Consider the following 13156-nt stretch of genomic DNA (forward strand, 5'->3'; position numbering starts at 1 on the left):
AGACTTGTCTCCGACAAATCTCCCACGTTCCATATCTTATTCGTTTTTCCTATATTGGAAATTACTTCTTACGGAGATCTGCGACTTTCGGCGCTTTTTCCAGTTCGGCAAGAAGCTCATCACCACCGCTGCTGCGCCAATTCTTCACGTAGGCATCCCAAGCAGAATCGACATTCAGCTCACTCGTAATGGACTTAAACAAGAATTCATCCGTAATCGTTTTTAATTTTGCATCGTATTTGGTTTTCAACTCATTGTATTTGGTTTGATTGAAATAATCCCATTTGAAGGGCCGATAGGCAGTTTTCCTGCCTATTTCTGCTCCAAAATACAGATCTGTCAATTTGGAAACGGCAGCATTACTATAATACGCATTGACATTCCCTAGTTGGATCGGCAAATTGTAGTAACCTATACCGTCTTTTTCGACTTCCGCTGCCTGTTTAGGAATGACAGCCGACTTATAAGGCTCAGCTTCCCACGAATAATCTTTTCCTTCTTCACCGAACGCTGAGAGCATGAGCCCCTCTTTGTCCAAGTTCAAATAGTCAAAAATCTGGAGAATACGGGCTAATTTTTCATCCGAGACATCCTTTTTGATGACCATCGCGTAGCCGAATCCATCTACAGGCGTATAAGCGGCCGAACCCTGCTGACCTTTAGAACCGATAGGTGCCGGGGTAAAAAGAAATTTCGCATTCGGATCCTTCAAGACGAGATTTCCAGGCGGACGATTGAACGTAAAGGGCACCATGCCTGCCGCTTGAACCTGCACCTGCGCTGCGCCGTATTTCCCGGCAGCGAATTTTTCCCAGCTTTTAGCGCGGTTTAATGTGGTGAATTCCGGATCGATATACCCCTTCTTATTTAAAGAGGCCATGTATGTCAGAAACTCTTTATAGTTTTGGCTGATCGCATAATTGACTACTTTCCCGTTTTCCTCCACATTATAATCCCAACCAACGCCAAACGCCCCAGCTTCCGTATTTAAAGCCCAAGATGCATCGCTATTGTTCAGAAGTAAGCCATACGTATCCTTTTTACCGTTGCCGTCAGGATCATTATTGGCAAACGCTTCGAACATTTTCTGCTCTTCATCTAGTGTAAACGCTTGCTTTGTAAAGAAAATTCTTTCGGCACCACCGGAAGTCCCCACTGGAACGATGTCCCCTTTTGGTTTAAATCCGAGTTTTTCCATCCAATCCAGACGGTAAACTTGACCCCAAGTGAGATTATCCCAATCTTGTTTATAACCCGTGAGGGCATAATATTCGCCATTCTTACCAGGAACTTGATTTATTTTCCACCCCGTTGGCTGATCGCTTAAAACTTTAGCGTAATTAGGAGCGTACTTCATGATCATATCCTTGGGTATGCTTCGGGTGACAGAATCCGAATATAACTTTTCTGGCGCATCCATGAAGGCGATATCCGGCAATTCTCCCGAGGCTACCATCAGATTTTTTTGTTCCTTGTTGTTTACATCCAGTTTTCGATTCTTCAATTTCACATTGAATTTCTTTTCAATCATTTGTTGAACCTTGTTGTTGTCTTCAATCTTGCCTCTAGCCCCTTGGCCAACCCAACTGATGTCCAGCGTTTTTGAGGTATCCGCTGGCTTGTCTGACACATTGGTAACGTTCGGTTCGCTCGTTGTTTCCCCCCCCGAGCATCCMGAGGCCATCAAGACTACTGCCAAGCTTAGTGCGGTAACGCTTACTTTTTTACTTGTCATATTCATCCCCCTAATCTTATCGCTTGCCTTACCTATTCATTATAAATAAGAAGCCCCTGAGATCAGTAACACTATCATCAGGGGTTTATAATACGAATCTCATACATTTGAGGACGCTTCCATAGGGTTAACGCTCTGGTACGGAAGCCGGATTGTCACTATCGTTCCAACACCGGAACTATCGATCGATAAGCCATACACATCGCCAAAATGGAGTTTAATTCTACTATTCACATTATATAATCCTACATTTCCCCGATCTCTATTCTCCAAACGAAGACGAATTTCTTCTAGCTTATTTTGTTCTATTCCGGGGCCGTTATCCTTGACGACCACTTCGATATGATTCTCCTTTTTCATACAGCTGACCCTGATCCTAATCTCTCTGTTATTCATCTTAAGCGTATGTCTTATTGAATTCTCAATAATGGGCTGTAGGATCATCTTATTAACGACACAATCGTTCAGCGATTCGTCCATATGCCATTCGAAATAAATCCTATTCTTATAGCGGTAGCTCATGATCTTCGAATAGGACTGGCAGTAAACGATCTCTTCTCTAAGCGTCGTTAATGGGCTGTCTTTCCCCATGGCGTATCGAAACAGACGACTCAATAGTCCAATCATATCTACTGCCAAATGGCGCTCTCCCTTTTCGATCATATACATGATATTTTCAAGTGTATTGTAAAGGAAATGKGGATTAATTTGTGCCTGCAGCGCCTCCATGTGCAGCTCCCTTTTCTCAAATTCAAGGGTTAGCCTTTCTTCATTCGCATCCAACGTGTCCTGTACCAACCTGTGAATCCTCTCCAGCATGTGGTTAAAGGAAATTCTTAGCTGTTCAACTTCATCAATCGCAAAGCTTCTATGGAGAGTTAATTGATTAACACGATCAAGATCAATGCTCAGATAACGGTTTTGAATGGAAGCTAGCGGCTGCACTAAATACTGTGACATCAAATAGGAAAATAGGAGAATCAGCAAAAAAAGAATGACCAATAAATAAATATCATCGAAAAAGAGACGTATCACCTGATCCCTAATCGCCGAAGCATCGTACCTTGCAATCACATACCAGGGTAAAGCAGCGATTTTCTTGGAAAAATATATGGCGTTATTCGAGCGGAATAGGGTCCCCTCCGATGAATCCAATTGAAACGGAATGTCGGCTTTCTGCCCGATTCTTCCCATATCCGGATGGGAGATTATACGTCCATTTTCATCCATGATAAACGCTTCACTGCCATTCCCGTTCAGATCGGCATACAGATTGGTGAAGAAAACACCGTTTATATCCGTTTTCATATAAGCAATCGGACTTGAATAGCGATTAATATCGACGATGCCTATGCTTAAACTTACCGTAGATGAGGCTGTATCCGTCGGTGGAAGCCAGTAAAAAATAGGTTTACGGCTAGCACGCATTTGCTCGAAAAAAGTCGGGTCGATTTGGTTTGCATGCTTATATCGATTGCTGTAGATCAATTGATTATTTATATTGTAGATGCCAATGGCATCCTCACTGAGAATGGGCAAAAAACTATCAAAAATCAGTTGATCCATATGCTGTTGCAGGTTATCGCTCGGTTGATCCACATAGGATACAACAAACGCGTCGTAAGCCAAACGGGTCATGGCAGACTCTTTTTGATCGGCAAATAACTCTACTCGATGAGCTGTCTTATCAAACAGCGTATAAAAGGTTTCTTCCAATTCCTGCGTAATAATTTTTGATGATTGCACATAAAAAACCGTAACGAAAAGACAGATAGGAAGCAGTATCGTAATTAAAAAATACACAAAAAAACGGTCTCTCATCGTGAACCTTTTGTATCGATTCCGTCCATCTTCCACAGGTTCCCATCGTTCCTCCAAGCTGCGCTGCCTGCCGATCCAACTAATCAGGCTGTGCAAAGGGAACAAGATTTTGCGGCCTATCAAATGCGATAGAAAAAAAGTAAGTAATGCGCTGCCGCCTAATATGATGAGCGAATATCCCMCAAGCGCCAGAAGCTGCCTTTTATGAAACCCAGATTCGTTTTCAGCCAATGCGATGCGGATGTCATGAAATCCGATATCCCGAAAAAAATAACGTTTCCCCGAGAGTGGAATGCCCTCCATTTGCTGCGTATTCTCCCTACTTTTCAGCAGTTCATTGATTTCTGGCGTAACTGTGCTCCCCTTAAATAGAACTTGGTCCTTTGCATCCAAGACCGCCAGAGATTCACCGTATGGAAGAATACGATTGAACGCCACTGTATTTAAATTGATTGTGAGTATTCCGAGTGAACCTTCTGGACCTTTAAGCGGACACATAAAGTAACTCGATTTGTTCCATATGTCCAGTAGATTTCGCAGCGCGTCATCATTGATTTCCAATGAATTCAAGCCAAATGCTTGATACGTCTGGTTTATGGAGACGAACCTGATCTGATTGTCTAGGTTGGAAAGTGACAATTGATTGCCCTCAAAATAATACGAGGAATACTTGGCATTCGAACTGTACTGGCCACCCTTTGTCCAAACCGTGATGCCACTGATGAACTCATTTCCTTTATTCAAATTAAATAGGGAGGACTCTACATTTTGCGACAGACTCACCTTTTCATACGAAGTTGCATCTTGTCGCTCTAATTTGTCCAACGATTGGATTAATATGGTATTATTCCGCAAACTATCTATGGTTTGGTAAATATCTTCGAATTGCTTGCGCACATCCGCGGTTGTTTGATTCAATTTCATGGCTTGCATCATATCGGTTTTCTCATCAATGTAACGGACGGTTTTCACATAGAGGACATAGCCGATAATGATGAGCATTAGCGAGACGATCGAAAGGGAGAAAAGCAACAAAAAACGATTCAGCTTTATCTCTTTTCGCTTCATTACAAGCCTTCCTTGAACTGGAAGACCGATCCGCCAGATTCTCTATAGGTTTGCGGCGTAACACCGCTTATGCGTTTGAATATTTTATTGAAATACGAAAAATTGCCATAACCGACACTCATCGAAATTTCAAAAACTTTGTAATCGGTATGCAACAATAATTTCATGGACTCGTTGATTCTAACCTCGTTCAGATAATCAATAAAATTCTTACCCGTTTCCCGCTTGAATAATGTGCTGAAATAGTTCGGATTGACGTGCAGCCGTTCCGAAACGTCTTCCAGCTTGATTCGTTCTGGATAGTTTTCAGTAATATATTGCTTCGCAACAGCAACATACGAATTGCGATCTCCACTCGTCTTTACGACCATATGTTTAACGGAATTAACGGGTTGCCCAGCTTCGTTCTTTAAATTATTGGCGACATCTCGGAACAGCTCGAGGAATTCATCGCGAATAATTGGCTTCAGCAGGTAACCTTTCACCCCAAAACGTATCGCCTCTTTAGCATATTGAAAATCATCATACGCACTCATCAGTGCAACCTTGATGTGAGGAAATTCACTTTTCACGCACTGTGCAAGTTGTAATCCCGTCATATTCGGCATTAAAATATCCGTCAAAATGACATCCGGATGACATTCGCGTACCATTTGTAGAGCTAATTCTCCATCTGAAGCACACCCTGCCACTTCAAATCCAATCTCAGCCCATGGCATGTTATTGATTACCCTTTCGCGAATAAACTCCTCATCATCAGCAATCAATACTTTGTACATCGAATCCATCCCCCCTGTTATAAGCGCTTACAAATAGAGAAGATTGTTTCTCCTTATAATTCCTTATAATTAGATGTTACCTTGATAAGTATGAAAAAACAACTACCGTCTATAGACGGTAGTTGCCTTGCCTAAACCATTATTCTGGTGTCTAACACTGCCGCCATTAAATCGATTCCAGTCCGCTTAAACGGTGGATCTGTTTCCGGAGCATCGAAGGCCGGATCCTCAACCTGCATATAGGTAATGATTGCTTTGCCGGATTTTGTGAACATACAATTCAGATTGGTATATTCATTCGGTCCCACCGCAATATTCCCCACTCTTTTCCAGGATTCCCCGCCGTCTGTAGAAACTGCTGCGCTTAAAGGTGTACGTCGTCCGAAATGATGCTTACCGGGTTCGTACTGACTATCGTTCCATAACAGAAGGAGTACATCGGTGCCAGGAACTCGCCGCAAACAAGTGCATGATTCCGGCGATTTCAAACCGCTTGTTTGCGGTAAACTCCACGTGTTGCCGCCGTCCATTGAAGTACACAGAAACACCGCGCCCAATTGAGACCTGATGGACATGAGAAGACGTCCGTCACTCATTTCAGCAACGGAGGATTCCATGGCGCCACGCATAGGCAAATCTACGGTACCAGCTGCACGCGTCCATGTAAATCCGTCATCATCGCTAAAGCAGCATCCTATCTCATTGTGTTGACCACCTTGATGGCCTGTGCCGAAGTGGAATGGAAGTAACAATCGACCGCTGGACAGTAGGTTGATATGATTCGCACCACCTTGCAGCCATTGACCCTTCGTACGTTCCCAAATGTGTGCAAGAAATTCCCAGGTCTCGCCTCCATCCTTCGAGACATAGGCTTCCATTGTGGAGCTGGATCCTCCCTGATGGCCTCTTAAGCAATGGAGAATTAACGTTCCATTGGGTAGAAGACACAGACCAGGAGCCTGTACATTGTGATCTTCCGGATTGACATCGATGAGCATCCGCTCGCGTTCCCAGGTCATTCCGCCGTCCGTAGAAGTTTTGGCATAAATCCGGCATAAATCGAAATCGCTTCCAAAAGAACCGTCATACTTGTGCCAAACCGCTAACAATGTGCCATCCTCCAACTCAGCGATGGAAGCCGTATCATTCCTTGGGTTATTTGCAGCAGATTTCGCAATTGTCGCGTATTTTATTGTATTCATCATGTCATTTCACCTCGTAAATGGTCATTGTTGTCATTTTTTTTATAAATTCACCTGATTGAGAAATGGTTTCCCCTCACGATAATTCATCAGATTGTTCAAGAGCAAATGACAGAAACGATCGAATTCTTTGACCGACCGTCCTCCCGAATGAGGTGTAATGATCACATTATCCATTTCCCATAACGGACTTTCCATTGGAAGCGGTTCTACCTCGAAGACATCAAGCCCCGCGCCCTTCAGCCTACCGCTAATCAAAGCCGCATGCAGGACATTCTCATCGACGATACTTCCGCGAGCCAGATTATAGAAATAGGCCCCATTTTTCATAGAAGCGAACATTTTATAATCAAACAATTTCTCTGTCTGTGCGTTGCCGGGTAAGATCAGGATCACATGATCAGCTTTCGCTACAGCTTCCTTGATTCGGGAGCTTGAGTACATTTCATCCATGTAAGGATGTGATTCTCCGATTTCACGACGCACCCCAATAGTACGAACGCCTAATAGGCGCAGACGTCGCGCGATTTCTGTGCCGATGTCACCCACTCCGACGATGCATGCCGTGCTGCCATACACCTCTTCATATTCTGATTGACGACTCCAGCTATGCTTACTCATATCGCGTATGTGATGCGAAATACGGCGCGTCAATGCGAACATCATAGCAATTAAATGCTCTGCTACAGCAACAGACATGACACCGCTAGCATTACAAAGCGTAAAAGAGGGATCATCTTGATGTTTGTTGCCCAGGAAAGCGTCATAACCAACGCTTCCTAATTGGACAAGCCGAACCGGGCTTCCTGCAAGCCATTCCGCTTTCGGCCAACCAACCACAATATGAGACTTACTTATCTTTTCACGGAAAACAGACTCAGAAGTTTCTTCGTCTATTCGTTCCATTGACGCCCAACCGGACAAAGCCTGCCGGATACGTTCCATGTGTTGTTCCGTAAAACCATTAACTGCAACCAAGACATGAGGTTTCATGGTTTATTTCTCCCACCTTCCTATTAGGAAACCGTCAGCGGAACCCGATATACAGAACCTGGCATGTAGGGATATTTCTCTTCCAGCCCTTCGGGCCAATGTACACCTAATCCAGGGGTTGACGGAACCTGTATACATCCGTTCACCATTTTCAAGGGTTCAACCATCATTTCCACACGCAGGGGATTCGGCACATTGGAAAGCTCCAGAATCGTGCAGTTCCTAGAAGCGAACGCAGCGTGGAAATTCCCCATGATGCCCACTCCTCCGCACCATGCATGAACGGCAATCGGAATGGACTTACGTTCGCACATTTGCGCTACTTGGCGGAACACGCTCAATCCCCCGATAACGGCAGCATCCGGCTGGAACAGGTCGAGCGAATTCGCTTTCAAATACGATTCAGCTTCTACAAGACTTGTAACCGTCTCACCTCCTGCAACCGGGATGTTGACGTGACGGCGAATTTCCGCAAATCCTTCATAGTTAGTTACCTCTGCCGGTTCTTCCATCCAAAGGAGGTTGTATTTCTCAATGCGTTTTGCGATCTCAATTGCCTGTTTGACGGACCATGGATACTTCGCTAAGCCTTGCGCGGCATCGACAGCCAGTCCGATATCCGGGCCAAGTGCTTCACGGCACACGGCTACCTTCTCTTCAATCGCGTCGATATCCGGCAGCAGGTTGATACGAATTTTCACCGCCCGGAAGCCTTGCGTCACATAGTCACGCATTTCTTGTTTAAGCTCATCAATCGGTTTATTATTACCACCGCTCGCATAAGCCTTAATTTCATTATGCACCTTGCCACCAAGTAATTCGTACACTGAAACGCCAAGTGCCTTGCCTTTTAGATCCCAAAGTGCCATCTCGATGCCGCCAATCACGCATTGCGTTAGCCCCATTCGACCTAGGTAATAATTAGCAACCCGCATTCGATCGGACATCTCAAGAACGGACATGGGGTTTTGCCCAATCAGATCGTGCTCCATTTGTTCCGCTATTCCTCTGACTGCTTCGGGTGCATAAGTGCCCGCGTAGGTTTCACCCAAACCATAAATGCCTACATCGGTTTCCACTTTCAGAAAGGCCGTTGGACGGTACCCTGTTTTCAGACAAATTTCCCGCTCCGCATCCCCTTTATTGGCGTACGGAGCGCTGACAAGGATGCATTTAACAGCTGTGATTTTCATTCCATTTTTACCCCCTCGATGTTCAATTTCACCCAATAACTCGTTCACTCCGCTATTAATTATATAGAGGAAGCACCTGAACGCCGTAACACAATCCTTAGAGGTTTATAATACAATTTTCACCGATTTGGAGACACTTTCTTCCATCGGATGGTCGGATGTTCAATCAGCCTAATAGTACTTGAATAAATCCACCAAATCTAAATTTCATCCCGTTATCGCATAGTGTTCCTAGTGATAATATGAGAGAAACCTCTATTGACGACTTTCAAAGATGAGCGACCGTGCTTAGAGGAATCTACATTTTAATGGAGGGGATACGGTAGCAAGTATCTACTTATGAATGCGCTTTAAATAAACTATGATTCATGGCAATTGATATGTTAGGAGGAAACTTTATTATGAAAGAAAATCAAAAAATACTTCTTTTTAGCCTCAGTTTCACTTTCATCTTTACCTTGACACTTGGGTACTTCATACTTATTAATTCACCTGTTGCTCATGCGTCTTCACCACCTTCTTACATGCTTGATGAAAAGGTAGCTTATCAAAATGATGGTTCAAATAACTTTTGGTGGACTCACATGCGATGTGCGACCACTCCGGGCGGTTCAAGTCCCCAAATTATGTGCACCGTTTCTAAAGATAAGAATGAAAGCCCTACCAATTTATCGGATGTCTTTTATGATATTGCTTTTACGTCCAGCACGGATTTAGGTGAGACTTGGTCATCGCTGACAACCATTCCTCAATTTCAATGGAAGACACTGCCGGATGGTTACCAAGGTATGCTAATTGATCCCGTCCCCGTGTATCACAAAAAAACAGGAAAGATCATCCTGTTCGGCATGGCCCAATCCTATGGCCTTAATTTTGCTAAGAAACATAACTACCCCGCTTATGCAGTATACGATCCTGCCACTTCAACTTGGAGCAGCGATTGGTATTTATTGGACTGGCCTAATATTTTCGGACATACGGGCAGTGTTTATCCCTATGAAGCTGAGGATGGTACAGGAGACATTCTTTGGCCAATCAATTTATTGGACGGAACGGGCTCCGTAAAGGTTGTTAAGGCCTCATTTAACGGCACTGCACTTTCCTACATCAACCAAGGTACGTCGGTACCCAATTCAGGGGGGAACGGAAACCGTTCCGGTATTGAAACATCCCTTACCAAGTACAATAATGAATACTTTATGACCCTTCGCGATGATCTCCAGAACAGGTTGGCCAAAAGCAGTGACGGTTTGACCTGGCAGTCAGCAGTGACTTTGCAATGGGAGGACGGAACAGCTATAACCGGTAGTATGAATACGCAGATGCATTGGGTGACACAACCGAATACGCTATACCTTGTCTATACACGACAGGATGCTTCTAACACGGATATCCTCAGATACCGGGCTCCCTTATGGATGGCTGAAGTCGATTCGGTCACGCTTCGTGTCAAGAAAGACACAGAGCAAATCGTGATGTCGATAACAGACAACCGGGCGCAATTKGGCAATTTCGGAACCACTGCGGTTACACCTGATTTAAGCATTGTGACAAGCAACGAATGGAACTCCCTCGTTCCTAATCGAGCCATTGTTTCGAGAATTTGGTGGAATAAATCGAACATCGGTACTTGGAGCTTAGATGAAACCTCAGGAACTACAGTTGTGGATTCCGCTGGCGGCCTTAATCCCGGAACCATTGTGAACGCGACGCGTGACACAAACGGCAAATTTGGAAGTGCTTTACACTTTGACGGCAGCGGCGATTATGTAAACTTAGGCAATCCTTCCAGCGGTGCATTTGATTTCGGAACCACACAAAACTTCTCGATCTCTGCTTGGGTGAAAACCAGCGTAACGGGTACAACACAATATATTTTAAATAAAGGAGATACGAACGCTTCATATTGGTTACGATTCGAGGCGAATAATACCATTAAATTCCTTCTCGACTATGGCAGTACCTTTGACTCCGCTCAATCGACAGCCACCTATACGGATGGGCTATGGCATCATGTTGTTGGTGTCGCCGACCGAACAGCGGGTCTTAAACTATACGTCGACGGTGTATTAGTTGGGCAGGATACCAGCCCTACAAGCGGGACCATCTCCAACTCCCTTCCATTAACCATTGGAAGCAATTCTACAAGCACAATGAATGGTTTCATTGATGAAGTGAGACTATACAACTATGCTTTGAATTCAACGGAAGTGGGACATTTATACGGGTTGAGTGGATATTGGAAGTTTGATGAGACCACGGGAAGTACAGTGCTGGATTCTACCTACAATGGTTATCATGGAACAATTACAAATGCTGTTCGGAGTGCGAGCGGTATGTTTGGCGGTGCTTTAAGCTTTGACGGAAATGGCGATTATGTATCTTTGGGAGATCCCTTCAGCAATGATTTTGATTTCGGTAGAACAGGGAACTTCTCCGTTTCCGCATGGGTGAAGACAAGCGTCTCTGGTACAATCAAATATATGTTGAATAAAGGAGATTCAAATGCCGCATATTGGTTACGATTTGAAACAAATAATACGATTAAATTTCTGTTGGATTATGGTAGTACCAGTGATGCGATCCAATCGACAGCAACCTTTGCAGATGGGCAGTGGCACCATGTTGTAGCCGTAGCCGATAGGGTTTTGGGGCTAAAGCTATACGTCGATTCTGTTTTGGTCGGCCAGAACACTATACTTACGGGTGGGAATATATCTAATGCATTTCCTTTGACCGTAGGCGTCAACTCCGCAAGCTCGATGAACGGCCTGGTCGACCAAGTTAGGATATACGCTTATCCTTTAAGTGCAGCAGATGTCCAAAGCTTGCAATAGAATTCCAGCAATCACAGTAAAAAAGGTAGTTACTGCGTTAGAGCAGCATCTACCTTTTTTCATTGGAATTATTCGATGAAGTACCGTGTAACCAATGGGATTTTAAAGGTTATCTTGCTAAAACATAAGTTKACAGTATAATTAAGCAATAATTAAAGACTATCTTTGATCTGTTTTAGCAGTTACACCAAAACCCGTTTGTGTGTATTTGCAATGCTGTTCTTTCCTTTACCGCTTCGCCTTGTAAAATTCATGATATAGCTTCATCAGCGCCCGCTTCTTAATACGCGACACATAGCTACGCGAAATCCCCATCTCCTTCGGCACCTTGCAATCGTTGGATGCGTAAACGTATGTGCAGAAACTTCATGTCCACAATACAATTCTGCAACCTCCTCCTTAGGCATATCTCCAGTCATTTCCCTTCATTATTTTATCACTCCAATAGTTATTGGTTCGCTGGTCGTCACTGCAATACAACGAAACTCATCTTGCTCTTCGAATATGATCAGCTTAGTCACATCACCAAGCTTGTAAGGCCTGCTCGCGCAATAAAAGTGATATAGCACCCCGTTCCAGTAGATTACGCTCGACTTATGGGCATGAATTTCATCAAGTTCCCCTTCGGCCCCATGTGGAAGCAGCGGCTGCTCAACCGCACGCCAATTTGTTAAATCGTCAGAAAACGCCAGGGCACCCTGCGCGTGACGGCAATCGAAGCCAAAGGCAAAATTGACCCACTGCTGACCATCATGCTTTATACAAGGGTCGCTAATAAATTGACTAAAAAAGCTCTCTTCCTTCACTTTAAGTATGGGGTTGTTCTCATAGCGTTCCCAATGGATTAAATCGTTCGAAAAGGCAAGCCCCGTCTCTTCTTTCCAAGGCCACTGCTCCTCGCGCTTAGCATTGTAAAACATCCAATATCTCTCTTCATGTTCGATAACGCAGCATTTATATAAACCTGCCTTTTCCCAATCCGCTCCATTTTGATTGGTAAAGACAGGATGATCCAACCTATGCCATTCCAGTAAGTTCTCATCCTCTGTCCATGCGAGTCCCATCACGGCGCCGCCTGCTTCATAGCCCTTATCCGGATAAGCGTGGTAGATCATCCAATAGCGATTGTCTATCTTTTTGAGTCGCGGCAGGTCGTACAGGAAATTTGACTCCAGCAGCATCCATGATCCGGCAGCACCCACATGATCCCATCTTTCATCCGTGCGCAATCGCGGGAGAATAATCGCCTTATGCTCCCATTCCAACAAATTCGAGCTTGTCGCAAGCGCTGTCTGATATCCTACTCCGTCAAATCCAACGTACATCATATAGAAACAATCCTGATGGGCAAAAACAAAAGGACAATCAACGGCTTGTGAATCAAAATTGCCTTCCGTTCCCGATCCGCTCAATACCGGACGGTCGAGCCTATAGGGTGTATGCAGCTGTGTAAATTGCTCAATATTGATTTTCGACATCATGAACCACCTAGMTTTCTTATTTTGTAAAAACACCTGCTCCCATCGAG

General features: G+C 44.3%; 8 protein-coding genes and 1 pseudogene. 1 reads left to right on the forward strand and 8 read right to left on the reverse strand.

Annotated elements, in window-relative coordinates:
* Positions 1–61: 61 nt before the first annotated feature.
* The 6 genes from AC1DLM_RS17975 to AC1DLM_RS18000 form a co-directional block, all read right to left on the reverse strand.
* Positions 62–1735, reverse strand: a complete 1674-nt coding sequence (locus AC1DLM_RS17975) for a type 2 periplasmic-binding domain-containing protein (RefSeq protein WP_441987413.1) — start codon at positions 1733–1735, stop codon at positions 62–64.
* Positions 1736–1834: 99 nt separating this feature from the next.
* Entirely contained in the window at positions 1835–4624 is a 2790-nt protein-coding gene (locus tag AC1DLM_RS17980) for a sensor histidine kinase (protein WP_477570734.1), read from the reverse strand.
* Positions 4624–5403: a response regulator transcription factor gene (locus tag AC1DLM_RS17985; protein ID WP_441987415.1), complete on the reverse strand. Its 780-nt coding sequence runs from the start codon at positions 5401–5403 to the stop codon at positions 4624–4626. Before AC1DLM_RS17985 ends, AC1DLM_RS17980 begins: the two co-directional genes overlap by 1 nt.
* A 131-nt stretch (positions 5404–5534) precedes the next feature.
* Positions 5535–6608, reverse strand: a complete 1074-nt coding sequence (locus AC1DLM_RS17990; protein WP_441987416.1) for a sialidase family protein — start codon at positions 6606–6608, stop codon at positions 5535–5537.
* 39 nt (positions 6609–6647) lie between these two features.
* Positions 6648–7598, reverse strand: a complete 951-nt coding sequence (locus AC1DLM_RS17995) for a D-2-hydroxyacid dehydrogenase (protein ID WP_441987417.1) — start codon at positions 7596–7598, stop codon at positions 6648–6650.
* Positions 7599–7621: 23 nt separating this feature from the next.
* Positions 7622–8791, reverse strand: coding sequence for a mandelate racemase/muconate lactonizing enzyme family protein (locus tag AC1DLM_RS18000; protein WP_441987418.1), 1170 nt, complete (start codon positions 8789–8791; stop codon positions 7622–7624).
* Between the two features lie 401 nt (positions 8792–9192).
* Here AC1DLM_RS18000 and AC1DLM_RS18005 point away from each other — a divergent pair, with 401 nt between their 5' ends.
* Positions 9193–11628, forward strand: a complete 2436-nt coding sequence (locus AC1DLM_RS18005; protein ID WP_477570735.1) for a sialidase family protein — start codon at positions 9193–9195, stop codon at positions 11626–11628.
* Positions 11629–11856: 228 nt separating this feature from the next.
* Here AC1DLM_RS18005 and AC1DLM_RS18010 read toward each other — a convergent pair.
* Positions 11857–11958: pseudogene (locus tag AC1DLM_RS18010) on the reverse strand (sigma factor-like helix-turn-helix DNA-binding protein); the annotation flags it as partial.
* 98 nt (positions 11959–12056) lie between these two features.
* A complete protein-coding gene (locus tag AC1DLM_RS18015; RefSeq protein WP_477570736.1) occupies positions 12057–13109 on the reverse strand; it encodes a hypothetical protein in 1053 nt (350 codons plus the stop codon).
* Positions 13110–13156: the final 47 nt, after the last annotated feature.

Source organism: Paenibacillus sp. 01T442 (genome assembly GCF_056398345.1).